The 24,524-nt window shown below is 70.9% G+C and carries 20 protein-coding genes; 14 read left to right on the plus strand and 6 right to left on the minus strand.

Going from position 1 to position 24,524, the window contains the following annotated elements; all coding sequences use genetic code 11:
• Positions 1–158 precede the first annotated feature (158 nt).
• Entirely contained in the window at positions 159–554 is a 396-nt protein-coding gene (locus M3N57_09560; GenBank protein MDP9022918.1) for a hypothetical protein, read from the minus strand.
• Positions 555–902: 348 nt separating this feature from the next.
• On the opposite strand from M3N57_09560, the gene rpsA reads away from it, so the two are divergent.
• From rpsA to M3N57_09590, 6 genes are all read left to right on the plus strand, one after another.
• The gene (gene rpsA / locus M3N57_09565; GenBank protein ID MDP9022919.1) at positions 903–2,516 is read left to right on the plus strand and encodes a 30S ribosomal protein S1; all 1,614 of its coding nucleotides are present in this window, start codon (positions 903–905) and stop codon (positions 2,514–2,516) included.
• 72 nt (positions 2,517–2,588) lie between these two features.
• Positions 2,589–3,140 (plus strand): dephospho-CoA kinase, encoded by a 552-nt coding sequence (gene coaE, locus M3N57_09570; protein MDP9022920.1) that lies wholly within the window; start codon positions 2,589–2,591, stop codon positions 3,138–3,140.
• A complete protein-coding gene (locus M3N57_09575; protein ID MDP9022921.1) occupies positions 3,137–3,871 on the plus strand; it encodes an HAD family hydrolase in 735 nt (244 codons plus the stop codon). The genes coaE and M3N57_09575 overlap by 4 nt, the downstream gene beginning before the upstream one ends.
• An 11-nt stretch (positions 3,872–3,882) precedes the next feature.
• Positions 3,883–5,508: a hypothetical protein gene (locus tag M3N57_09580; protein MDP9022922.1), complete on the plus strand. Its 1,626-nt coding sequence runs from the start codon at positions 3,883–3,885 to the stop codon at positions 5,506–5,508.
• 83 nt (positions 5,509–5,591) lie between these two features.
• Complete coding sequence (uvrB, locus tag M3N57_09585; GenBank protein ID MDP9022923.1) at positions 5,592–7,619, plus strand: excinuclease ABC subunit UvrB; 2,028 nt, start codon at positions 5,592–5,594, stop codon at positions 7,617–7,619.
• 195 nt (positions 7,620–7,814) lie between these two features.
• On the plus strand, positions 7,815–8,471 hold the full coding sequence (locus M3N57_09590) for a methyltransferase domain-containing protein (GenBank protein MDP9022924.1): 657 nt from the start codon (positions 7,815–7,817) through the stop codon (positions 8,469–8,471).
• Positions 8,472–8,624: 153 nt separating this feature from the next.
• Here the strand turns inward: M3N57_09590 and M3N57_09595 are convergent, their stop codons facing one another.
• Entirely contained in the window at positions 8,625–8,894 is a 270-nt protein-coding gene (locus tag M3N57_09595) for a hypothetical protein (GenBank protein ID MDP9022925.1), read from the minus strand.
• Between the two features lie 336 nt (positions 8,895–9,230).
• Here M3N57_09595 and M3N57_09600 point away from each other — a divergent pair, with 336 nt between their 5' ends.
• Positions 9,231–10,667: a GuaB1 family IMP dehydrogenase-related protein gene (locus M3N57_09600; GenBank protein MDP9022926.1), complete on the plus strand. Its 1,437-nt coding sequence runs from the start codon at positions 9,231–9,233 to the stop codon at positions 10,665–10,667.
• Positions 10,668–10,671: 4 nt separating this feature from the next.
• Here M3N57_09600 and M3N57_09605 read toward each other — a convergent pair whose 3' ends face one another.
• Complete coding sequence (locus M3N57_09605; protein MDP9022927.1) at positions 10,672–11,421, minus strand: GDSL-type esterase/lipase family protein; 750 nt, start codon at positions 11,419–11,421, stop codon at positions 10,672–10,674.
• Positions 11,422–11,583: 162 nt separating this feature from the next.
• Between M3N57_09605 and M3N57_09610 the strand changes: the two genes are divergently transcribed.
• Positions 11,584–12,135, plus strand: coding sequence for an FAD-dependent oxidoreductase (locus tag M3N57_09610; GenBank protein MDP9022928.1), 552 nt, complete (start codon positions 11,584–11,586; stop codon positions 12,133–12,135).
• Between the two features lie 79 nt (positions 12,136–12,214).
• On the plus strand, positions 12,215–12,595 hold the full coding sequence (locus M3N57_09615; GenBank protein MDP9022929.1) for a hypothetical protein: 381 nt from the start codon (positions 12,215–12,217) through the stop codon (positions 12,593–12,595).
• A gap of 103 nt (positions 12,596–12,698) precedes the next feature.
• On the opposite strand, the gene M3N57_09620 is transcribed toward M3N57_09615, so the two are convergent.
• The gene (locus M3N57_09620; protein MDP9022930.1) at positions 12,699–13,355 is read right to left on the minus strand and encodes an MBL fold metallo-hydrolase; all 657 of its coding nucleotides are present in this window, start codon (positions 13,353–13,355) and stop codon (positions 12,699–12,701) included.
• A 144-nt stretch (positions 13,356–13,499) separates the two neighbouring features.
• Here M3N57_09620 and uvrA point away from each other — a divergent pair, with 144 nt between their 5' ends.
• Entirely contained in the window at positions 13,500–16,370 is a 2,871-nt protein-coding gene (uvrA, locus tag M3N57_09625) for an excinuclease ABC subunit UvrA (GenBank protein MDP9022931.1), read from the plus strand.
• Here uvrA and M3N57_09630 read toward each other — a convergent pair.
• Positions 16,363–18,237 (minus strand): glycosyltransferase family 39 protein, encoded by a 1,875-nt coding sequence (locus M3N57_09630; protein MDP9022932.1) that lies wholly within the window; start codon positions 18,235–18,237, stop codon positions 16,363–16,365. The two genes, uvrA and M3N57_09630, sit on opposite strands and share 8 nt — an antisense overlap.
• Positions 18,238–18,245: 8 nt before the next feature.
• Positions 18,246–19,895: a hypothetical protein gene (locus M3N57_09635; protein ID MDP9022933.1), complete on the minus strand. Its 1,650-nt coding sequence runs from the start codon at positions 19,893–19,895 to the stop codon at positions 18,246–18,248.
• 25 nt (positions 19,896–19,920) lie between these two features.
• On the opposite strand from M3N57_09635, the gene uvrC reads away from it, so the two are divergent.
• From uvrC to M3N57_09655, 4 genes are read left to right on the plus strand one after another with little or no spacing between them, the layout of a single operon-like run.
• Positions 19,921–21,807, plus strand: coding sequence for an excinuclease ABC subunit UvrC (uvrC, locus tag M3N57_09640; GenBank protein ID MDP9022934.1), 1,887 nt, complete (start codon positions 19,921–19,923; stop codon positions 21,805–21,807).
• Positions 21,804–22,169: a DUF2304 domain-containing protein gene (locus tag M3N57_09645; GenBank protein ID MDP9022935.1), complete on the plus strand. Its 366-nt coding sequence runs from the start codon at positions 21,804–21,806 to the stop codon at positions 22,167–22,169. The genes uvrC and M3N57_09645 overlap by 4 nt, the downstream gene beginning before the upstream one ends.
• A 4-nt stretch (positions 22,170–22,173) precedes the next feature.
• Positions 22,174–23,502 carry a hypothetical protein gene (locus M3N57_09650; protein ID MDP9022936.1) on the plus strand — a complete coding sequence of 443 codons (1,329 nt, stop codon included), beginning with the start codon at positions 22,174–22,176 and terminating at the stop codon, positions 23,500–23,502.
• Positions 23,499–24,515 (plus strand): glycosyltransferase family 2 protein, encoded by a 1,017-nt coding sequence (locus tag M3N57_09655; GenBank protein MDP9022937.1) that lies wholly within the window; start codon positions 23,499–23,501, stop codon positions 24,513–24,515. Before M3N57_09650 ends, M3N57_09655 begins: the two co-directional genes overlap by 4 nt.
• Positions 24,516–24,524 lie beyond the last annotated feature (9 nt).

Genomic DNA, 24,524 nt, shown 5'->3' on the forward strand with positions numbered 1-24,524 from the left:
CACGCGGCTGCGACAGGCGCCGACCATGGCGCTCATCTCCTGTGGAGAACGAGGACGCGCCCGCACTCGCCGACGATGCAGTGGCCCAACCACGTGCGGTCAGCGACGTGCAGGGTTGCGGTGGGATCCGGAAAGCCACATGAAAGGGCCGCCGTGTGTCAACCCTGCACCGAGGCGGTCGTCTCGGCGGTCGCGACGACCAGCTCGGATCCGCGCTCGAGTTCCAGTGCACCCGCTGCCACGTCGAGCACCTCGAACCGGTAACGGCCTTCAGGGCCGGCCATCCGGAACCGCACGTGACCGAACAGGTCGGTGTGGCCCATCTTCGCGCCGGTCCGGTCCGGGCCTGCGATCCGAGCGGTGACCGCCAGGTCGGGGCAGGGTCGACCGTCGGCGTCGCGGACCTGGATGCGGAAGGTCACGCGTAGCCGCCCGTCGTCCAGTTGCTCGAGGGGGAGAACCTCCACGTCGTCCACGCGGATCGGCTCGCGGAACAGGCCCCGCTTGGGAAGGTCGTCGGGGACGATCCCCGGTTGTCGCGGCGACGGCGGCATGGGCGGAGCGTACCGTTGGGTCCGGCGGTACCCTCGGCGGCGTCGAGCGCCGCGCCAGCGCCCGCCGCCGTTGACAGCGGTTGCCGGGGGTGGGACGCTCGCCACGCCGCGACCCGGTCGCGCACGTCGACGTCTCCGCTTCCTGCAGCGAGGAAGCCGGCTGCGTCCGAGGCGACCGGCCGCGGTGCGCCAGCACCGGGCTGGCGCCGACCAGCGATCGAACCAGGAGACCCCCCCAACATCATGGACCAGCAGCAGGAGACCCCGACCCCCGCCACGCCCGGCCAGCCCAGCCCCACGCCGCTTGATCCCTCGGGCTTGGTGATCATGCACGATCCCGGTAGGGAGATGACCTCGACCGGGGAGCAGATCGTCGAGAACGATCTCGACGTGGATCTCGACACGGCACTCGAGGCGACCTTCAAGTCCGTCGACGAGGGTGAGATCGTCGAGGGGGTGGTCGTCAAGGTCGACCCCGACGAGGCGCTCCTGGACATCGGGTACAAGTCCGAGGGTGTGATCCCCGCGCGGGAGTTGTCGATCAAGCAGGACGTCGACCCGCGGAGCGTGGTCCAGGTCGGTGACGTCGTCGAGGCGCTGGTCATCACCCGCGAGGACGAGCAGGGCCGGTTGGTGCTGTCCAAGAAGCGGGCCCAGTACGAGCGCGCGTGGGGGACCATCGACCGCATCTTCAACGAGGACAAGACGGTCAAGGGCACCGTCATCGAGGTGGTCAAGGGCGGCCTGATCCTCGACATCGGTCTGCGCGGGTTCCTCCCGGCGTCGCTGGTCGAGATGCGCCGGGTCCGCGATCTCAACCCCTACGTGGGGACGGAGCTCGAGTGCAAGATCATCGAGCTGGACAAGAACCGCAACAACGTGGTGCTGTCACGGCGGAAGTTCCTGGAGGAGACCCAGGCCGAGTTCCGTCAGGAGTTCCTGAACAGCCTCCAGAAGGGGGAGATCCGCAAGGGCGTGGTCTCATCGATCGTGAACTTCGGCGCGTTCGTGGATCTAGGCGGCGTCGACGGCCTCGTGCACGTCTCCGAGCTGGCGTGGCAGCACATCGACCACCCATCGGAGGTCGTGGAGGTCGGCGACGAGGTCCAGGTCGAGGTGCTCGACGTCGACCTCGAACGTGAGCGGGTTTCGCTCTCTCTGAAGGCCACCCAGGAGGACCCGTGGACGAAGTTCGCCCGCGAGAACCAGGTCGGGAACAACGTCGAGGGCGAGGTCACCAAGCTCGTCCCCTTCGGGGCGTTCGTGAAGGTCGCCGAGGGCATCGAGGGACTGATCCACATCTCGGAGCTCGCCGAGCACCACGTCGAGGCGCCTGAGGCGGTCGTCAACGTCGGCGACAAGGTCGCGGTGAAGGTCATCGACATCGACACGGTCCGCCGGCGCATCAGCCTCTCGCTGAAGCAGGCCGCCGCCCCATCGCGTGAGGGGACGATGACCGGTCCGGGTGCCCTGACGCCGGAGCAGATCGCACTGGCCGAGACGGCGTACGTGGCCGGTGAGCGCGCGGCGCCGGCGACCTCGGCACTGGGTGACCAGCTGCGCCAGGCCGGGTTCGCGTCGTCGGCTGACCAGCGCACCGCCGAGGCGGAGCAGCGTCAACCCGATCCTGGCGACACCGACGCGTCGCGCCTGGCGGAGTCGCCGAGCGACGCCTCCGCCGAGGCCGGCGAGCCCGCCCTGGAAGGTGAGCTCGCCGGGCAGGCCCGGGGTTCCGCGGCCACGGAAGCCGCGACCGCTGGCGGCGACGTCGCCAGCGCCGACGTCTCCGGCGGGGACGTCTCGGGTGAGGTCCCCGACACCGCGGAGGAACCGCCGCCGCCCGCCGCAAGCCCCGAGGCGCCGTCCAAGGCGGTCGCTCAGGTGGACGAGGAGGCGCTGGCCGAGACCCCGGAGGAGGCCCCACAGCTGCCGCCGGAGGAGCAGGCCGGCTCGCAGTCCTGACGTCGCTGGACCGCCGTGCACCTGGTGGGGTTGACCGGCGGGCTCGGGAGCGGGAAGAGCACCGTCGCGAGCATGTTCGCCGACCGCGGCGCCGTGGTGATCGACGCGGACGCCATCGCCCGGGAGGTGGTCGCGCCGGGCACGTCGGGGTTCGAGCAGGTCGTGGAGCGCTTCGGGGACGAGGTGGTCGGGCCGGACGGCGCTCTCGACCGTGACCGGCTGGCAGCGATCGTCTTCGACGACGGATCCGCGCGTGCCGACCTCAACGCGATCGTGCACCCCAAGGTCGGCCAGCGCATCGCCGAGCTGGTCGCTGAGCACGCCGACTCGGACCGCGTCGTCGTGGTCGACGTCCCGCTCCTGGTCGAGGTGCAGGCCGACCGCGGCTACCGGGACGTCATCGTCGTGACCGCGCCAGAGGAGGTCCGCGTCGAGCGGGTCGTCGCTCGGGGCATGGACGAGCGCGATGCGCGCGCCCGCATCGCGGCGCAAGCCAGCGATGCCGAACGCCGGGAAGTCGCCACGCACATCATCGACAACAGCGGCGACCTGGATCAGCTGGAAGCGCAGGTGGATGACGTCTGGGAGGACCTGCGGGCAGGCGCCGCAGCGGACAACGGGTGAACGTCACCACCGTCATCTTCGACGCCGGCCTGACCCTGGTCCGCCCGGAGCCGTCGTTCGCCGGGGTGTTCGCGCGGGCGTGCGCAGCCGCCGGTGTGACCGTCGACGCCGACGACATCGCCGCGGCGAGCCATCTGTGGGCCGAACATCACGATGCCTGGCGGGCCCGCGGTGAGCCGTCGCCCTGGGAAGGTGACGATGCTGCCGAGAGCCGGTACTGGCGTGGCCTGTACCGCCGCTACCTCGGCCACCTGAGGATCGAGCACGACGAGGGCCTCCCGTGGCAGGTGTTCGACGCGTTCATCGACCACCGCTCGTACGGGACGTACCCGGACGTCGCCGAGGCCCTCGACGACCTCGACCGCCGCGGCGTCCGCCTCGGTCTGCTGTCCAACTGGGGGAGCCGCCCCGCGCTCCGGGAGGTGTTGTCGCATTCCGGTCTCGCGGACCGCTTCGATGCTGTGGTGGTGTCCGGCGAGGAGCGTGTCGCCAAGCCGGATCCGGCCGTGTTCCACCTGGTGCTGCAGCGGCTGGGGGAGCGGCCCGGACCACACGTCGCCTACGTCGGTGATGATCTCCGCCACGACATCGACCCGGCCGGTGCAGTCGGCTTGACGGCCGTGCTCGTCGACCGCCAGGCACGCCGCCGCGACCACGACGGGCCCCGGGTCACCGACCTGCGTCAGCTCCCGTCGGTGATCCCGTTGGCCCGGCGAGAGCGTCTCGGTTGACGCCGCCGTGGATGATCCGGGCGCTGGCGGCGCTCGCGGCATCGATCCTGCTGGTCGGTTCTGCCACCGCGATCTCGCGCACCCGAGCACCAGAGGATCCCCGCGAGGAGGCGGCGACCGAAGCTGACGTGGAGTCGACGCCGACAGCGCCGTTCAGGTCCACCCCTGACCTGCCGCACGAGCCGGCTGATGCGGAAGCGCTCGGTGGCGACGCGCTCCTAGCCGCCGGCCTGCGGGCGGCGAGCGGACCATGGGCCGACCTGGGACATCCCGCATGGCCGGCGGAGGAACGGCCGGTCTACGTGGGCAGCCTCCGGCTCGATCCAGGCCGCCGACGGGTCGAGGCCGACGTCGTGGTCGCCTTCCGGGCCGACCGTGACCTCGACCGACTGGTGCTGCGGCTCCTCCCGGCGTCTGACACCCTCGCCGACGCGGGGACATCTTTGGAGATCGTCACCAGGCGTGACGGCAGCGACGTCGCAGGCGGCGTCGACCCGGCTGGCGCCCGACTGTTCGTGCCACTCGACCCGCCGCTGAGGGAGGGTGACGCGACGGTGCTCCGTGCCCAACTCAGCTACAGCGTCGCCGACCGTGCCGACATCCGAGACGACGGCGGACCGGTCGGCTTCGGGCTGCTGGCGTGGAGCCCTCAGGTCACGGTGCTGGGCCACTGGCTCCCGCTGCTGACCGTTCCCGGCGACGACGGGCCGCTGATCCCGATCGGCGACGTGGGTGCGTTCCCGGCGGCGGTGTGGTCACTGCGGATCCACACCGGTGGGGCCCAGATCGTCACCGGCGCTGAGGAGCAGGACTGCCCCGCGGCGGTGCGGACCATCCGCGAGGAGCCGTGCGTGTGGGCGAGAGGCGTCGCGCTCCGCGACGTCGCCGTCGTCGCCTACGACCGGCTCGAGAGCCGCAGCGCCACGGTGGGACCCGTGCGGGTCCGCGCGTCGGGGCCTGCCGGGATGGGTGGCCTGGATGAGGCGCTCGACATCTCGGCCGCGTCGGTGCGCAGCTTCCTGGAGCGGTTCGGCCCGCTGGCGTGGCGCGAGGTGGACGTGGTGGCCGCCCCGTTGTCCGCCGGCGCTGCTGGGATGGAGTTCCCGGGCCTGGTCGTGATCGGCGAGGATCTCTACGACCAGATGGACGTCCGTTCCGGTGCGTACATCGTCGCGCACGAAGTCGCCCACCAGTGGTGGCACGCGCTGGTCGGGAACGGGTCGGTGTCCGCCCCGGTGGTCGACGAGTCCCTCGCCCAGTACTGCGCCTACCTGTTCTACGCTGACGCCTACGGGCAGGACGTCGCCGCTCAGCTGGCCGACAGAGCGTTCGTCCGCCGGTACGAGCTCGCCCGCGACGCCGGACTGCAGGACGAGCCGCCCGCACAGCCGCTCGGCGAGTTCGAGAGCGCCGAGGCGTACGGGGCACTGGTCTACGCCCGTGCGCCGCAGGGGTGGCTGGCCGCCGAGGAGGCCGCCGGCCGCGACGAGCTGGTGGGGTTCCTCGCCGGCATCGTCGACCGGGCAGGACTGGGCTTCATCACCGACCGTGAGCTGCTGGCGCAGGCCCGTGATCGCGCCCCGGCCGTCGCGGAGGCGCTGCAGCGGTACTGGTTCGACCCTGCCCCTGTGCGTTGACGCCGGGAAGGCGGCCGGGCGGGGCGACGTTACGCTCGGGTCGGGCGCTGTCGCGCTCGCACCGAGCTCCGGAGGGCGTCTACGTGCCCGACTTCCAGGTGGTCAGCGACCTCACGCCGTCCGGCGACCAGCCGGCGGCGATCGAGGCCATCGCCGAGGCGCTCCTAGCGGGGGAGAAGGCGGTGACCCTCCTCGGCGCCACCGGGACGGGGAAGACGTTCGCAGCAGCCAACGTCATCGAGCGTGTGCAGCGCCCCACGCTGGTGATCGCCCCGAACAAGACCCTCGCGGCGCAGCTCGCCAACGAGTTCCGCGAGGTCTTCCCGCACAACGCCGTCGAGTACTTCGTGTCCTACTACGACTACTACCAGCCCGAGGCGTACATCCCGCAGACCGACACCTACATCGAGAAGGACTCGTCGATCAACGACGAGATCGAGCGCTTGCGTCACCGCACGACGATGTCGCTGCTGTCGCGCCGGGACGTCGTCGTGGTGGCGTCGGTGTCATGCATCTACGGCTTGGGATCTCCTGCCGAGTACCGCGACCACGTGCTGTGGCTCCGCCGAGGGACGGACCACGGGCTCGACGCCGCGCTGCGCAAGCTCGTTGACCTGCAGTACCACCGCAACGATCTGAACCTGGTCCGTGGCAGCTTCCGGGTCCGGGGCGACACCTTGGAGGTGTTCCCCACCGACGACGAGCTCGCCGTCCGCTTCGAGTTCTTCGGTGACGAGGTCGACCGCATCACCCGGCTGAACACCTTGACGGGGGAGGTGACCGGGGAGCTGCAGGAGTTCGCGGTCTTCCCGGCGTCGCACTACGTGGCGTCAGCGGCGCACGTGGAGCGCGCCATCGCCACGATCGAGGCCGAGCTCGACGAGCGACTGGCCGAGCTGCAGCACCACAACAAGCTGCTGGAGGCGCAGCGCCTGCGGATGCGGACCAACTACGACCTCGAGATGATCCGCGAGGTCGGCTTCTGCTCGGGGATCGAGAACTACTCGCGGCACTTCGACGGTCGCGCGCCGGGGACGCCGCCCTACACGCTCCTGGACTACTTCCCCGAGGACTTCGTCCTGATGACCGACGAGTCGCACGTCACGATCCCGCAGATCGGCGGGATGTACGAGGGCGACCGTTCCCGGAAGGAGATGCTGGTCGAGCACGGCTTCCGGCTGCCGTCCGCGCTGGACAACCGGCCGCTGCGCTTCGACGAGTTCCTCGACCGGATCGGTCAGCGGCTGTTCATCTCGGCCACGCCCGGCTCGTACGAACGTCGCGAGTGCACCACCTTCGTCGAGCAGGTGATCCGCCCCACCGGGCTGGTCGACCCTGAGGTCGTCGTCCGCGACACCCGGGGGCAGATCGACGACCTGATGCACGAGATCTCGGCGCGTGTCGAGCAGGACGAGCGCGTCCTGGTCACCACGCTGACCAAGAAGATGGCCGAGGACCTGACCGACTATCTGCTCGACAACGGGACCCGCGTCCGGTACCTGCACTCCGACATCGACACGGTGCAGCGCATCGAGATCCTCCGCGACCTGCGCATGGGCGAGTTCGACGTGCTCGTCGGGATCAACCTGCTGCGCGAAGGCCTCGATCTCCCGGAGGTGTCGCTGGTGGCGATCCTCGACGCCGACAAGGAGGGCTTCCTGCGCTCGGGGACGTCGTTGATCCAGACCATCGGGAGGGCCGCCCGCAACGTCCACGGCCAGGTCATCATGTACGCCGACGCCGTCACCGACGCGATGCGTGCCGCGATCGAGGAGACCAACCGCCGACGCGACAAGCAGCTGGCGTACAACCGTCAGCATGGGATCGATCCCCAGACGATCCGCAAACGCGTGGGTGACATCATCCAGGCCGCCCGGGCGGCTGAAGCGGGACGCGCCTACACGGCGGTGGAACGGCCACGGCGCGGCGGTCTCACCGAGCCCGACGCCACGGAGCTGCCCCGCGACGAACTACGGGCGTTGATCCAGCGGCTCACCGACGAGATGCACGAGGCCGCCGGGGAGCTGCGCTTCGAGTACGCCGCCCGGCTGCGGGACGAACTCGCCGAACTCAAACGGGAGCTGAAGGCGATGGACGTCGCCAACGTGTGACGGCCCGGCGTCCGCGTGTCCGTCTTGGTTCCCAGTCCGTTGTCGCGGGCGTGTACCGCGATCCCGCCCGACCTCGCGTCTTGAGCGGGTCTGGCCTCACGCGCCTGGCTCGCTCGGTGCGGATGTAAGTTCGCTCATGGGATCAGGCGCCCGCCGGGGGAGGAGAAGCAGATCAACCCGGCATCCGGGACTCTCTTGGCGATCGCAGGGCTGACAGGGGCTGCGATCGGTGTACGCGCCGCTGTTGGGCGCAACCGCCGTCTGTTCGCTCGCTGCTACGGCCGGCGCGCGCGTCGGGCCGAGCGTGGCGAGATCGGGGAGCGTCGCCAACGGCTGGTCGCGCAGGCGTCGGGACGTGTGCTCGACCTCGGCGCTGGTACGGGGGAGAGCTTCAAGCACCTCCGGACCGCTGTTACCGAGGTGATCGCCGTGGAGCCTGACCGTTGGATGCTGCGCCAGGCGCAGGAGCGGGCGCAGGACGGCGAGGTGCCAGTGCGGTTCGTCCGTGCGGTCAGCGACGCGCTGCCCTTCCCGCAGGCCTCGTTCGACACTGCCATCGTCGCCCTCGTCCTGTGCACGGTCGGTGACCTGGGCCGCGCTGTCGCGGAGCTGCGCCGGGTGCTGCGACCGGGAGGACGCCTGTTGCTGATGGAGCACGTGCGGGCGACCGACGACGCCCTCGCCCAGGTCCAGGACCTGGTGGAGGGGCCCTGGTCGTGGTGGAACGGGGGCTGCCGACCCAACCGCCGTACCCTCGCCGCTGTGCAAGCTGCCGGCTTCAGCTTCGAAGAACCGGAGTGGTACGGCTACCCCATCCTGCCCCACGTCCAGTGCGTCGCCGTGCGGGACTGAGAAGCCCCGTCCGAACACGCCGTCGTGTGCAGCGTCTCCACCGCCCCGTCGGCCACAGAGCGTCGCAGGTGGCCGTGCGGCGCCGATCGAGCTTCGGGGTCAACGGAGGCGTTCGCCCCTGAGCCGGCGACGCCAGCCCAGGGGCGGAACGGCTCACTCGTCTTCGTCGGTGGGGTTGTTGCCGGCGTCGCACATGGGATCGCAACTGAAGCCACGGTCGTTGGCGTTGCGGGCGTCGGCGGACTGCAGCGCGTCGAACGGCGCGTCCGGCCCTGAACAAACGGGACCCTCGTCGATCTGCTCGCTGCTCATCGTTGCTTGGTCGCTGTTCGGCGTGCACAAGCACGCCGACGCGGGCGTCGCCATAGTTGCGAGCAACGGTCCGGCGGCGACGGCGGCCTTGACCATCTGCTTGAGTCTCACGGTGTCGTCCTTTCGCTCGGCAACCGCCAGGGAGAGGCGGTCGAGCCATGTTCGCTCGCGACACGGTGCTGCAGGGCCTCTCGCGCGGCCAGGCGGTCAAGGTGTGTGACGCATCTACCGGGCGGTTCCTGACTCGGCTCCGCGGAGCGGTTGAGTCTCACGTCTGCGGGCGGTGGTCGCGCTGCGTGGTTGATCGCGGCGGGCCGCTCCAGTCGGCGCTTGCCGTGGCGCTCGCTCGCAGCGTCTGAGCGGCCACCCGTCGACGAACGCGCCCGGGGCGTCGGTACCGTGACGCAGGAGCGAACGGGGAGTCTGAAACCCCGCCCGAGGTGATCCGTGCGGTTCCTGAACGGGGCGTTACCGCCTCACGAACTGACCTACGACGACGTCTTCCTCGTCCCCAACCGCTCGGCGGTGGAGTCGAGGCTGGACGTCGACGTCGCCACGCACGACGACAGCGGGACGACCATCCCGATCGTCGTGGCGAACATGACCGCCGTCGCGGGGCGCCGCATGGCCGAGACCGTGGCCCGTCGCGGCGGTCTCGTGGTCATCCCCCAGGACATCCCCGTCGATGTGGTCGCCGACGTCGTGTCTTGGGTCAAGGACCGCCACGTCGTTCGCGACAGCCCCATCGCACTGGGGCCGACCGACACGGTGGCTGACGCGCTCAACCTCCTCCCCAAGCGGGCACACGGTGCCGTCGTCGTGGTCGACAACGACCGCCCCGTCGGGGTGGTGACCGAGGCGGATTGCGACAGCGTCGACCGGTTCACGCAGCTGGCTGCCGTGATGTCGACGGATCTGGTGACCATCCCCGACTCCGTCGCGCCGCCGGACGCGTTCAACATCCTGTACGAGTCCCGTCGCCGCCTAGCGCCGGTGGTCGGGTCCGACGGCAGGCTGGTGGGGCTGCTCACCCGGGAGGGCGCGGTCCGCGCCAGCCTCTACCAGCCGGCGCTCGATGCGGACGGCCGCCTACGGACCGCCGCGGCCGTTGGCATCACGGGAGACGTCAGCGGGCGAGCCAAGGGCCTCGTGGAAGCCGGCGTCGACGTGGTCGTCGTCGACACCGCGCACGGCCACCAGGAACAGATGCTCGATGCGCTCGCGACCGTGCGCGGCCTTGACCCCCCGGGTCCGGTCGTGGCCGGCAACGTCGTCACAGCATCGGGGGTCCGCGACCTCGTCGACGCCGGCGCGGACGTCGTCAAGGTGGGCGTCGGGCCGGGCGCCATGTGCACCACCCGCATGATGACCGCGGTCGGCCGACCGCAGTTCACCGCGGTGGTCGAGTGCGCCGCAGAGGCACGTCGCTTGGGCCGCCACGTCTGGGCCGACGGCGGCATCCGCCATCCACGAGACGTCGCGCTGGCGATCGCCGGCGGGGCGTCCAACGTCGTGATCGGATCGTGGTTCGCGGGCACGCACGAGTCACCGGGCGACCTACACCGCGACGAGGAGGGCCGCCTCTTCAAGGACAGCTTCGGGATGGCATCGGCCAGGGCGGTCCGCAACCGGACGATGGCCGACAGCCCGTTCGAGCAGGCTCGGAAGGGACTGTTCGAGGAGGGGATCTCCACCGCCCGAATGTACCTGGACCCTGACCGGCCCGGCGTCGAAGACCTGATCGACCTGATCGTGGCGGGACTGCGCAGCGCTTGTGCGTACGCCGGAGCACGCGACCTCGAGGGACTCCACGAGCGTGCCGTGGTCGGCGTTCAGACCGCAGCCGGCTTCACCGAGGGTCGTCCGCGGCGTGAGAGCTGGTAGCGGTTCACAGCCGGGAGAGGGCGCTGCCTCGCCCCGCGACCTGGAGCGCCGACACGGTGATATCGGCCGCCCGAGCATGCGCCGCCGCGCCGCCGTGGAAGCCATCGGGGCCGAAGTCGCCATCCAACTGCTCGGGCAGGGTTGCGAACGGGATCCCGAACTCGTCGGCGACCGACCGCTGTGTCGCGGCGACCGCGCGGCAGGCCACCCCCACCACGACGTTCAACGGACGCGGCAACCCGGGAGCGTGGCGCAGATCCGTCGGCCCGCCGAGGAACACCTGGGCGTCGGGGGCAGCGGCGCGGACGGCCTCCAACAGCTCACGGGTGTCGGCCGCGACCTGACCGGGCAGGCGCCGCCTGAACGCGTCGTTGGAACCCACCGACATGACCACCAGATCCGGGTCGATGTCTGCCACCTTGGGGACCTGCTGATCGATCACGTCGCGCAGGCGTGCGCCGCGCTCGGCCACGCACGCCACGCGGACGCTGGCCCCCAGCAGCTGCCCGAGGCGGGAGGCGAGCTGGTAGGGGTAGGCGAGCTCCGGATCGTCGAGACCGAACCCCGCCGCCGATGAGTCGCCGAGGACCGCGACGCGCAGCTGCGGTTCACCGGCGCCGACCACGGTGTCGTGACGAAGCTGGTGGTCGTGGACGTCGGCGACGCGGCGCAGTCGCAGCACCTGGCGGACGTTGTGGGCGGTGACCGCCACACCGGCGAACACCGCGGCGGGAACGATCTTGGCTCCGGGCATCTTGGCCGCAGACTCCCTGACCGGACGACAGGCGGGCACGAGGCGGACAGTTCGGGGCGCTCTTCCGGCCTCGGCGGCGCACGGTACAGCGCCGGACTCGCCCATCACAGCCGGCTATCAACGCCGTCCTCGGTTACGTTCAGCGGGTGCGAAAGGAGCGACATGGCGACGGTGGTGGTGGTCGGTGACGGACCCGCGGGACTGAGCGCCGCACTGTTCCTGGCCAAGAACGGCCAGGACGTGGTCGTCTTCGCCCAGGATGAGACGGCGATGCACTACGCGTACCTGTACAACTACCTCGGGATCGAGGAGATCGCCGGGACGGAGTTCCAGGGGATCGCCCGTCGACAGGTCGAGCGCTTCGGTGCGCGACTGCGCGAGGACGAGGTCGCCTCGATCGGCCGCGACGGGCGGGCCTTCGTCGTGCACACCGACGGGGGAGCACAGCAGGAGGCGGACTACGTCATCCTGGCGGGAGCACGCGCGTCGGTCACCCTCGCCCAGGAGCTCGGCGCCGACATCACGGACGGTGCGGTCACGGTCGACGCCAACCAGGCGACCTCAGTGGACCGGCTGTACGCCGCCGGCCGTATCGTCCGCCCGCACCGCAGCCAGGCGGTGATCTCCGCGGGCGCAGGAGCGACCGCCGCGCTTGACATCCTGTCGAACGAGGCCGGGAAGGACGTCCACGACTGGGACACGCCACCCGAGTAGCGGCGCTGCATCCGGTCACGCCGGGGCCCTGCCACGGTCACTACGCTCCCGCCCGTCCCCACCGGGCGGAAGGCCGACCGTGTCCGACCTCCTCGTCAGCGTCCACTCGATGTTGCGCTGGTTCGTCGTGGCGGGCCTCATCGGTGGCGGTGCGTACGCGCTGCTGCGTGCGCCCAGTGATCGCCGCTTCGAACCGCGCGTGTTCGTGGCCGCAGCGATCGTCGTGGACGTGGAGGTGACACTCGGCATCCTGCTGTACCTGGTGAACGCCGGATGGGGACAAGGCCTGTTCATCGCCGTGATCCACCCGGTCATGAGCATCGCCGGGCTCGGCCTGGTCCACGCAGGTCTCGTCCGGGCGCGGCGCAGCGACGTGCCGGGCGACGCGTACCGAACGGTCGGGGCGGCGTTCCTCGTTGCGATCATCGTGATCGTCCTCGGGGTTCCCTGGGCACGGTGACGTGAGCGCAGCGTGCGCCACCGGCTCGATGGCGAGCGAGGGCCATCACCGGCGGTCAACGCTCCGCGGGATACCGGCGCGCGGCACGCACCGCCGCTAGAGGTCACCAGCCGCGCGCCCGCCACTCGTCGAGATGCGGCCGCTCGCGGCCGAGCGTGGTGTCGTCGCCGTGTCCGGGATACACCCACGTCTCGTCCGGGAGACGCGCGAACAGCTTCTCCTTGACGTTCTTGAACAGCTGAGGGAACGTCTCGGGTGTGGTCCGCCCCACGCCGCCGGGGAACAGCGAGTCGCCCGTGAAGAGGTGCGGCCGCTCGTCAGCGTCGACCAGGAAGTTGATGCTCCCGGGAGTGTGACCGGGCGTGTGGATCACCTCCACGTGCATGCCTCCGAGTTCGAGGTGGTCGCCGTCCTCGAGCAGCCGGTCGGGTTCACGCGGGAACAGCGGACGGTCGTTGGCGTGTCCCCAGACGTCCAAGCCGGGATCCGCCGCCAGGTCGGGCCACGCCCGGACGTGGTCCCAGTGTCCGTGGGTCTGCAGCACGGCGAGGGGTTCGAGGTCGCTCACCGCCTGGCGGATGCGCTCCGCGTCGGCTGCTGCGTCCACGACCATGGCGCTGCCGGTGGACACGTCCGCGACGACGTAGACGTTGTTGTCCATCTCACCGACGGAGAGCTTGCGCACGAGCAGACGTCCGTCGCGGCGCTCGACCGGCCCGCCGCCAGGATCGACGTGACCGGAGTAGGCGTCACCCAACACTGCCTCCTCGGAGGTGCCCGCGCCACTGTAGAGGCCGCGAGCCCCGAACACCGGTTCGCTTCGCGTACCGTCCCCTGCGATACCATCGGCACCTCTCGGAACGATCCCGCGAACTCTGTCGACCAACCCCGGAGACGTCCGACCGTGCCCAGCGAGCAGGTGATCGAGCACGCCTCGCACGGGGTGATCACCGTCCGCGGTGCCCGCGAACACAACCTCAAGGACATCAACCTCGAGCTACCCCGTGACGCGCTGATCGTGTTCACTGGCCTGTCGGGTTCGGGCAAATCCAGCCTCGCCTTCGACACCATCTACGCCGAGGGACAGCGACGCTACGTCGAGTCGCTGTCTGCGTACGCCCGGCAGTTCCTCGGTCAGATGGAGAAGCCGGACGTCGACTTCATCGAAGGGCTGTCCCCGGCGATCTCCATCGACCAGAAGTCGACCTCGCGCAACCCGCGGTCCACGGTCGGGACGATCACCGAGATCTACGACTACCTGCGGCTGCTGTACGCCAGGATCGGAACACCGTACTGCCCCGACTGCGGTCGGGAGATCTCGCGTCAGACGGCGGAGCAGATCGTCGACCAGGTCCACGAGCTCCCGCCGGGGACACGCTTCCAGGTCCTCGCCCCGGTCGTGCGCGGCCGCAAGGGCGAGTACGCCAACCTGTTCCAGCAGCTGTCGCGGCAGGGCTACGCCCGGGTGCGGGTCGACGGCGAGGTTCACCCGCTCGACGACCCGCCGAAGCTCGACAAGCAACGCAAGCACGAGATCGAGGTGGTGGTCGATCGCCTGGTGCAGAAGGGCGATCTGCGCCGGCGCCTGACCGACTCGATCGAGACCGCCCTGCACCTGGCGGAGGGAGTCGCGATGATCGAGATCGTTCCCTCCGACCAGGGCGGCGGCGAACCGGAGATCCTGACGTTCTCCGAGCACCTCGCCTGTCCGGCGTGCGGGCTCTCGTTCGATCAGCTGGCGCCCCGCAACTTCTCGTTCAACTCGCCCTACGGGGCATGCGAGGAGTGCGGCGGACTGGGGACGCAGCTGAGCGTCGACCCCGAGCTCGTGGTCGGCGACCCGAGCATGTCGATCGCCGACGGCGTGATCCTGCCATGGGCCGGCGGCCACCAGAGCAACTACTACGAGCAGCTGCTGCGGTCGGTGATCCGCGATCGGGGCGCCGACCCCACGACCCCGTGGAAGGATCTCCCTGCGCGTGTCCGCCGGGCGGTGCTGCACGGGCTCGACCACCGCGTTCACGTGCAGTACACGAACCGCTACGGGCGCCGACGGTCGTACAAGGCTCGTTTCGAGGGCGTCCTCCCGTCGTTGCTCCGCCGCCACGCCGAGACCGACTCGGACTACGTCCGCGGACAGGTCGAGCAGTACATGCGTGAGGTCGCCTGCCCCGCGTGTCACGGGCAGCGCCTGAAGCCGCTCGCGCTGGCGGTGACCGTCTCCGGGATCGGGATCGCCGAACTCGCCGCGCTGTCGGTCGCTGAAGCCGACGAGTTCGTCGCTGACCTCAAGCTGACCGAGCGGCAGCAGCTGATCGCCGCTCGGGTCCTGAAGGAGATCCGGGCGCGGCTGCGGTTCCTCCTCGACGTCGGCCTGGAGTACCTGACCCTCGACCGTCCCGCCGGATCGCTGTCGGGTGGAGAGGCGCAGCGGATCCGACTGGCGACACAGATCGGCGCCGGTCTGGTCGGCGTCCTGTACGTCCTGGACGAACCATCGATCGGGCTGCACCAGCGCGACAACGCCCGCCTGATCGAGACGCTGCTCCGCCTGCGCGACCTGGGGAACACGCTGATCGTCGTCGAGCACGACGAGGCCACCATCGAGGCCGCCGACCACATCGTCGACATCGGTCCGGGCGCCGGCGAACACGGCGGCGAGATCGTTTACTCCGGGACGCTGGCCGAGTTGCTGCGGCACGACGGGTCGATCACGGGGCGGTACCTGTCTGGTCAGCTGTCGATCGCCACCCCGACCCAGCGCCGCCGCGTCCACCACGACCGGGCAGTGACGGTGGTCGGAGCCAGCGAACACAACCTCCACGACATCGACGTGTCGTTCCCGCTGGGCACCTTCACCTGCGTCACCGGCGTGTCGGGATCCGGGAAGTCCACGCTCGTGAACGACATCCTCGCCCGGGTGCTGATGCGACACGTCTACGCGTCGCGGGACGCTCCCGGTCGTCACCGCCGCGTGACCGGTCTCGACCGCGTGGACAAGGTCGTGGTCGTCGACCAGTCACCGATCGGACGGACGCCACGCTCGAACCCGGCCACCTACACCGGCGTGTTCGATCACGTCCGGAAGCTGTTCGCAGCGACGCGGGAGGCGAAGCTGCGTGGCTACAAGCCCGGCCGGTTCTCCTTCAACGTCAAAGGGGGACGCTGCGAAGCGTGCCGCGGTGACGGGACGATCAAGATCGAGATGCACTTCCTGCCCGACGTGTACGTCCCGTGCGAGGTCTGCCGCGGTCGTCGCTACAACCGCGAGACCCTCGAGGTGCACTACAAGGGCCGCACCATCGCCGAGGTGCTCGACATGACGGTCGAGACGGCGCTGGGATTCTTCGAGCCGATCCCGGCGATCGCGGCGCACCTGCAGACGCTGACGGATGTGGGCCTGGGCTACATCCGCCTCGGTCAGCCCGCCACGACGCTGTCGGGCGGTGAGGCCCAGCGCGTCAAGCTGGCCTCGGAGCTGAAGAAACGTGCAACCGGCCAGACCGTGTACATCCTCGACGAGCCCACCACCGGGCTGCACTTCGCCGACGTCGCGCGGCTGCTCGACGTCCTGCACCGGCTGGTCGACAAGGGCAACACCGTGATCGTGATCGAGCACAACCTCGACGTGATCAAGACGGCCGATCACATCATCGACCTGGGACCTGAGGGTGGTCTCGGCGGCGGGAACGTGGTCGTCGCCGGAACCCCCGAGGACGTCGCGGCCGAGTCCGCGTCCTACACGGGGAAGTTCCTCCGCGACCTGCTCACGTAGCCGATCCCGACCTGCGGCGGCGCCCCGCCCGGACCAGCGCACCCAGCAGCGCGCCGACAGCCGCCGCGCGCGTCGCCCATACCCACAGCAGCGGCCAGGCGCGCACCGGGCCGTAGTCGATCGCGTCGGGGTGGTAGCGGTCGAAGGTCTGCTCGAAGCGCACCGGTCCGGGGTCGTCCACGGGACACAGGATCTGGCCCACCGGGTCGCCGCCGCGGTGGACCATCTCCAGGTGCGGCGTGCGATCGCCCCGCGACCAGCCCAGGTGCGCCCACGGCGGGACCTCGATGATGGCGTCGGTGGCCGGAGCGTCCAAGCGGTACCGCGAGATCGTGAAACCGATCGGGTGCCGCACCTCCTCGACGCGTCGCGCGGACCCCCCGCCCGCCACCGTGAGGACGGTGGGGTTGCGCTCCTCGAACGTCAGCGTGAACGCCGGTGACCGGCAGGGCGCCGACAGCCGGATCGGTTCACCGGGGATCCACTCGTCGTTCCAGGTCTGATCGACCACCGGGGCGAGATCGGGCGCGACCACACCACGGACGTACGTTGCGTCGAGGTAGCGGTGCACGCTGGTCGGCTCCGCCCCGGTGACGAACGCGACGACCCCGAGCAGCGTCACCGCCGCCCAGCGCGCCGGCAGAGCGAGTCCGACGCCGCCGGCCACCGCCAGCACCGCAGCGCACAGCGCCCCGTACAGGTGTCGGCCCACCATCAACCCGACCCCACCGAACGCGGCGACGATGACGGCGAGCATCCCGAGGAACGCCGCTGGCGTGGCGACCGCGAGCCATCCCAGGCGGGCGGCCTCCCGCCGCCGGCCGCGGATCAGCGTGACCGTGAGGCCGCCGGCCACCGCGGCGAGGAACACCGCCGTCCACCGCAGCGTGTAGGCGTTCCACGCCGGGGCGAGGAGCTGCATGTCCCAGAAGCCGAGCGACGCGGCCTCGACGTGCTTGGCCAGACCGGCCAGGGTGGTCACGGGCGCGCTGACCTGCAACGCGCCGGTGATCGCGTGGGCCTGCACGGCGCCGCTGGTCGCGCCGTAGACGATCAGGTTCCACACGACCCAGGGGGCGATCAGGACGGCGGCGATCCCCCCCGCGGCGGCGGGCCAGCCGACCAGCATGCGCACCGGCGGACGTTGGCGCACGGCCACGATCAGCGCACCGAGCGCCACGACCACAGCCAGCCCCACCGCCGTGGCCTTGGTCAGCAACCCCAGACCGAACAACGTCCCCGTGGCGAGCGCCTGCCGCCAGGTGATGCCACGGCGGATGGCGCGGGCGACCGGGATGAGCGTGGCGGCACCGAGCGGGACGATCAGCGCGTCGTTGTTGACGGTGGCGAGGTTGGCGTTGAACCCCTGCACGAAGACGAGCAGCAGCGGGCCACCGAGCCACACCTCGGGGCGCTCCGGGAAGAGCTCGCGGGCGAGGACGTAGGTGAGGGGGACGGCGATCAGTGCCAGCACCAGCGAGGCGAGACGGAGCGCGAAGACCACCGGTGCGATCCCGGCGTCACGGAGCGCGAGGTACACCGGTGTCAGGACGGCGTAGTACAGCGGGGGCTGCACCCCCTCGTAGGACTGTGCGACCGCCGCCCAACCGGCCGGCTCCTCGACCGAGACCGGGATCCGGCCGACCGTCCACGTCGGAGCTGATTTCAGCAGGCGGAGTAGATCCGGGTGCAGGGTGTCGGCCCCCACGATCGGTGGCCGGCCCCGGGTGGCCAGCGAGATGACGTAATCGATGTGCTGCGCCTCGTCGATCGGGCTGGTGATCTCCACGACCGTCACCCAGAACAACCCGCGGACCAGGCCGACCAGCACGATGGCGAGCATGACGGCGACGTGCCACCGCGGCATGGGCCACCTCACGGCGCGACGCCGCAGACCTGGACCCGGTCCGCGGCCGGGACCTCGAGGAAGACCGTCGAGTCGGGGCGGGTGACCGTGAGGAAGTGCGGCGTGTCCTCCGGGAAGGGCCAGACGCGTGGCCGGCGGACCCCGTGGCCGTCGGCATCGGCGAGGTAGGCGACGAGGTCGCCCGGGTGGCTGGTCCGTAGCCGCACCGTGGCCGGGCCCGGGAAGGTCAACGCGATCTGCGTGTGGTGACCGGCGGCGAAGGTCATGCAGCCGCCCCGGACCGGCGGGACGGTCCCGAACGACACCCCGGTCACCTCGACGGAGGGCGGGCGGGCTGGGGGGTGCACCGGGGTTTCGGTGAGGTCCATCTGCAGGTGGGCCGCGGCTTCCAGCCGAGCGACGCGGCTGAGCCGATCGGGCTCCGGGAGCGCCCCGCGTGCGGCCAGAGCACCCAACTCGGGGACCTGCAGGTTGGGGAGGCCAGAGGCGACCTGGGCGGAAACCAGCGGGGCGCCGGACTCGACCAGCTCGGCTGCGGCGAGGATGTGGGCCTTCAGGTGCTGCTCGTCCTCCCCGGTGATACGGGCGGCGTCGACCAGCAGGGACCAGTTCCGCCAGGTGAGCGCCGCGAGCAGCACCATGACCACGACCCGCCGTGTGGAACTCCCGGCGGCTGGGCCGGTCAGCGCCAGCCCGGCCAGCGGTAGCAGCAGGCCGGTGGCCACGTGCACGTAGCGCGGGGAGCGGGCCAATGACAGCCCGGCGCCGGTCCGCCCGACGCCGATCAGCGCGAACAGCGTCATCACCCCCACCACCATGGCCACGGGTACCGCCCACGACGCGGCCCGGCGTCGCGCGGTGTACGCGGCCAGGACCGCCGTGACGAGCAGCACCAGTCCGCCCCAACCGTGCAGCCCCGTGACCTCCTCGGCGGTCCCGGCCATCCCGACCCAGACGTACCGGGCGACCCCGCCGATCGAGCGCTGCGCGATGTGTGCGTGCGAGCCGAGACCCTGCTGCCCGTACCCGGCCAGCCAGACGACGTACACCACCGCGGCCGGGGTGACCACCAACGCAGCCGTGCGCACCCGGCCGCGCAGCGCCGCAGCCAGCCCCGCGACCCCGACCATCACGACCGCGACGCCTGAGGTGAGGAGCGAGACGACCGCCGTGACCGCGGCAGCCATGTGGCGGCGTCCCCGGTCGTCGGCGACGAGGATGATGGCCAGCAGCCCCAACGCCAGCGCGGCGTTGAAACCCAGCTGGAACGCCCACAGCAGGTTGTCGTGGCCGGCACCCAGGACGGTGAACACAGCTGCCAACCCTGCGGCGATCCACGGGTCGGTCCCGGTGCGTCGCATGATGCGCCACAGCAGGTGAGCCGCCACCAGGTGGGTCAGCAACGCGATCGTGACGTACGGCAGGTACGACCGCAGCCCGACCGTCGCGATCAACGCCCGGTACACCAGGATGGGCAGCGTCGACCAGTGCTCGTTGTGGGGCTGCAGGAGGCTATCGAGCGAGTCGGCTCGGCGGTCGACCAGGAAGTCCCACTCGTCGGCGACGAACCACTGGTGCCGGTTGACCCACAGCAGCGCCGGAACCGCCACCAGGAGGACCGCCGCGTGCAGGCAGGCGGCGGCACGGGAGCGGTCCACGGCGGCGCAGCGTATCTTCGAGCGCGTGGACAACCCTGCTCTGGCGTTCCGCCCCGAGCCCGGCGCCATCCCCGATGCGGCGGGCTGTTACCTGTTCCGCGACGACCACGGCCGTGTGATCTACGTCGGGAAGGCGAAGTCGCTTCGGCAGCGCCTCGCCAGCTACTTCCAGTCGTGGCAGCAGATAGCAGCACGGACCCAGGCGATGCTCGAAGCCGCCCGCAGCGTCGACTGGATCGTCGTGGACAACGAGGTCGAGGCGCTGCACCTCGAGTACAACCTGATCAAGGAGCACCGTCCCCGCTACAACGTCCGGTACCGCGACGACAAGAGCTACCCCTACCTGGCCCTGACCACGTCTGAGGAGGTGCCACGCGCCCGGGTGCTGCGCAACCCCCGCAACCCGCGCGACCGCCGGTTCGGCCCGTACGCACACGCCTACGCGATCCGCGAGACCCTCGACCTGCTGCTGCGGGTCTTCCCGGTGCGTTCCTGCTCGCAAGGCGTCTACGACCGTGCTCAGCGCAGCGGCCGGCCCTGTCTCTACTACCACATCGGCCGGTGCGCGGCTCCCTGCGTGGGTCACATCGGCGTGGAAGAGCACCGACGGCTGGTCGGTCAGCTCGCGGCGTTCCTCGACGGAGACAGCGACCAGACGCTCGCGCGGATCGAGCGCGAGATGCGCACCGCCGCCGACGAGCTGAACTTCGAAGCCGCGGCACGCCTCCGCGACCAGCTGATGGCGGCCCGGACCGTCCTAGCCAAACAACAGATGGTGTCGAGCCGCCGGGAGGACTTCGACGCGGTCGACCTGATCGAGGATGACCTCGAGGCTGCGGTGCAGGTCTTCTTCGTGCGGCGTGGGCGCGTGGTCGGCCGGAAGGGCTGGACCGTGGACAAGGTCGAGCAGCTCGACACCGCGGAGCTGCTGACGTCGTTCCTCCTGGAGCTGTACGAGGAGCGCCGCGACGACGTCCCCCCGCTCGTGCTCGTGCCGACCCGACCAGCCGACCAGGACGCGGTCGGCGCGCTCCTCGGTGAGCTCCGTGGCAGCAAGGTCGGCTTCCATGTGCCGCGCCGCGGCGAGAAGCGGGCCTTGCTCGAGACGGTCCGCGACAACGCGCGGGAAGCGTTCCAGCGGCACAAGCTCAAGCGTGCCCAGGACTTCAACGCGCGGTCCCAGGCGCTCCGCGACCTGCAGGCGACGCTCGGGCTGGGCGACGCTCCGTTGCGGATCGAGGCGTTCGACATCTCGCACCTCGGTGGCACGGAAGTGGTCGGCTCGATGGTGGTGTTCGAGGACGGCCTGCCGAGGAAGTCCGAGTACCGCCGCTTCAAGGTGGGTGCCGACCGCAACGACGACTACGCCGCGATGCGGGAGGTGATCCGACGTCGGTTCGCGCGGCTCTTGGAGGATGAGGCCGCGTCGGCGGACGCTCCCAAGCGGTTCGCGTACCCGCCCAACCTCGTGTTGGTCGATGGTGGCCCCGGGCAGCTGAACGCGGCGTTGGCCGCCCTGCGCGACCTGGGGATCGAGCAGCGGATCGAGGTCGCGGCGTTGGCCAAGCGGTACGAGGAGCTCTACGTCCCCGGCGACCACCAGCCGATCGTCGTGCCGAGAGGCAGCCCGGCGCTGTTCCTGTTGCAGCGCGTCCGCGACGAGGCGCACCGGTTCGCAGTGAGCTACCACCGGATCCGGCGCCGGCGGACCGTCACCACCTCGGAGCTGGACGCGGTCCCCGGCGTTGGGCCAGCCCGCCGCCGTGCCCTCCTCCGGCGCTTCGGGAGCGTCAGGGCGCTACGACACGCCAGCGTCGAGGATCTGATGGAGACGCCGGGGGTGTCCCGTACGATCGCGACCGCGGTCAAAGCCCACCTCGTAGGCGCCGACGGCGAGGAGGCCACGGTATGAGCGCGGGGGCGCACGTCCTGGTGTCGCTGATCACGCTGGGCAGCTTGGCCATGATCCTCCGGCTGGTGCGACGCCGGCAGCTGCGGGCCAAGTACGCCTTCTTGTGGCTGTCGGTCGGTCTCGTCATGGTCGCGCTGGCGATCTCCCCAGCGATCCTCGACCGAGTGTCGCTGTGGTTGGGGATCGACTACGGCCCCGCGACGCTGTTCCTCGCCGCGATCACCCTGTTGCTCCTCGTGGCCGTCCACGTGTCGTGGGAGCTGTCCCGGCTGGAGGAACGCACCCGGAAGCTGGCGGAGGAACTGGCGTTGCTCCGGGCGGAGGGCGACCTCGCCGGGCGACGACCGAACGACGCCGGCTGACCGCGTGGCGCAGGACCTGCTCGAGCGCGTCCGCGCCCGTAACCCGCTCCCCGAGGGCGCGGTCGCGATCGGCGCGGGCCTGGTGGTCCTGGGCCTGACCTCGTACGGGTTCCTGGTCATCTCCGGCCGGGTGTTGGGACCAGCGGTGTTCGCACCGCTGTCTGCGCTATGGGCGGTGGTGTTCACCGGTGGGCCCGGGGTGTTCCTCCCGATCGAGCAGGAGGTCGCCCGGGCTCTCGCCAGCCGTCGTGCGCAGGGCGTGGGCGGCCGACCCGTCGTGCGCAGAGCCGGCATGGTGGCAGCGACCGCCGCCGCCATCGTGCTGGCGGCAGCGGTGCTCGCCCGCGCCCCGCTCCTCGACGCCCTCTTCGCCGGCGAGCCGCTCCTGCTCGTCGGTCTGGGGCTGGGCATCGCCGGGTACGCCTGGGAGCACCTGGTGCGCGGCGCCCTGTCAGGGGCGGACCGGTTCGGCCGGTACGGGGTCGTGCTGGCGACCGAAGGCACGGTCCGCTTCGGACTCGCGCTGGCGTTGGCCGTCCTGGGCGTACAGGTCGTCGGCCCCTACGGCGTGGCCCTGGGTCTGCCGCCCCTGGTCGCGGCCGCCGTGGCAGCCCGCGCCCCGCGGCAGCTGACGGGCGACGGTCCCGAGGCGCAGTGGCGAGAGCTGTCCGCTGCCCTGGGTTGGCTGCTGAGCGCGCAGGTCCTCGCACAGCTCCTCGTCAACGGGCCCCAGATCGCGGCGGTTCTCCTGGCCGCGCCGGGAGAGGAGGCGGTGGCGGGACGGTTCATCTCTGGGGTGATCCTCGCCCGGGTCCCGCTGTTCCTGTTCGCTGCCATCCAGGTCGCGCTCCTCCCGAAGCTCGCCACCCTCGCCGGTGCCGGGCTCCACGACGAGTTCCGCAGCGGCTTGTGGCGTCTGCTGGTTGCCGTGGCGGGGATCGGGTTGCTGGCCGTGGCCGGCGCCTTCGCGGTGGGTCCCTGGGCGCTGCGGCTGCTGTTCGGCCCCGCCTACGACCTGGCGCGGGCCGACCTGGGGATGCTGGCCTTGGGCGCCGCCATGTACATGGTGGCGCTCGCCCTCGCGCAGGCGCTGATCGCCCTGGACGCGCACGCCCGCGTCGTCGCTGCGTGGCTCGCAGGCGTGGCGGGCTTCACGGTCGTCGCGGCGGTGGCGTCCGAGTTGCTCCTGTTGCGGCTGGAGATCGGGTTCGTGGCCGGCACCGGGCTGGCGCTCGCAGCGATGGCGTGGCTGACGGTCGTCACGGTCCGGGCGGCACGTCACCGCTTCCCCGCCGAACAGCCGTCCGCCGGCCCGTTCCCGGCCGAGCCGTGATCACCGTCACCGCGATCGTCCTGGCCTACGGCGACGAGCCCTGGCTCGAGGTGTGCGTCGAGGCGCTGCTGGCGTCGCGCGGTGTCACCGTCGACGTGGTGGTGGTCGACAACGGCTGTACCAGCCGTGAAGCGGTGGAGGCGGTGGCGCACAGGCCGGGCGTGATGTTGCTCCGGCCGGGGACGAACCTGGGTTTCGCCGGTGGCTGCAACGCCGGGGCGGCGCCAGCCCGAGGCCAGGTGCTGGCGTTCGTCAACTCCGACGCCGTGGTCGAACCGGATGCGCTCGCGCGTCTCGCGGCGGTCGCGTGCCGTCGCGGGGTCGGGATCGCGTCGGGGAACATCCGGCTGGCCGACCGCCCCGACCGGCTCAACTCGGCGGGCAATCCGATCAGCTACGTCGGGTTGAGCTGGGCAGGTGCCTTCGGCGACCTGGCCGATGCCCACCCCGAGGAACGTGACGTCGCCGGGGCCAGCGGGGCGGGGTTCGCGATCCGGCGTCGCCTCTGGGAGGAGCTCGGTGGGTTCGACTCGGCCTACTTCGCGTACCACGAGGACGTGGAGCTGAGCTGGCGGTGCTGGCGGCGCGGGCGTCGTGTGGTCTACGTCCCCGACGCGGTGGTGATCCACCATTACGACTTCGCCCGCAACCCGCGCAAGTACGAGCTGCTCGAGCGCAACCGGCTGCTGTTCGTCCTGACCGTCTTCGAGGCCCGGACTCTCGCGCTGATCATCCCGGCGCTGCTGGCCGTGGAAGCCGCGATGCTCGCGGTCAGCGTGGAACAGGGATGGTGGTCGGCGAAGATCCGCGGATGGGGATGGATCCTGCGCCACGTGCACCACGTCCGCCAGCGCCGCGCACAGCTCCGCGACGAGCGACGTGTCGCGGACCGCGACCTGGCGTGGCTCCTCGAGGGCGGTTTCGCGCCTCGGAACGTGGACCTGTCCCGCCCCGGCGTGGTGTTCGGCCGGATCCTCGCTGCCTACTGGGAGCTGGTCCGTCGACTGCTGTGAGAGGCGACG

This window comes from Actinomycetota bacterium (assembly GCA_030776725.1).
GTDB lineage: Bacteria > Actinomycetota > Nitriliruptoria > Nitriliruptorales > JAHWKO01 > JAHWKW01.

What these genes read in the sequence shown, in the direction of transcription:
- coaE (MDP9022920.1), top strand. Translation starts at nt 2,589, where the DNA reads ATGTTCGCCGACCGCGGCGCCGTGGTGATCGACGCGGACGCCATCGCC.
- rpsA (MDP9022919.1), top strand. Translation starts at nt 903, where the DNA reads ATGACCTCGACCGGGGAGCAGATCGTCGAGAACGATCTCGACGTGGAT.
- M3N57_09630 (MDP9022932.1), bottom strand. Translation starts at nt 18,237, where the DNA reads ATGCCGCGGTGGCACGTCGCCGTCATGCTCGCCATCGTGCTGGTCGGC.
- M3N57_09580 (MDP9022922.1), top strand. Translation starts at nt 3,883, where the DNA reads ATGATCCGGGCGCTGGCGGCGCTCGCGGCATCGATCCTGCTGGTCGGT.
- M3N57_09605 (MDP9022927.1), bottom strand. Translation starts at nt 11,421, where the DNA reads ATGCCCGGAGCCAAGATCGTTCCCGCCGCGGTGTTCGCCGGTGTGGCG.
- M3N57_09645 (MDP9022935.1), top strand. Translation starts at nt 21,804, where the DNA reads ATGAGCGCGGGGGCGCACGTCCTGGTGTCGCTGATCACGCTGGGCAGC.
- M3N57_09560 (MDP9022918.1), bottom strand. Translation starts at nt 554, where the DNA reads ATGCCGCCGTCGCCGCGACAACCGGGGATCGTCCCCGACGACCTTCCC.
- M3N57_09610 (MDP9022928.1), top strand. Translation starts at nt 11,584, where the DNA reads ATGGCGACGGTGGTGGTGGTCGGTGACGGACCCGCGGGACTGAGCGCC.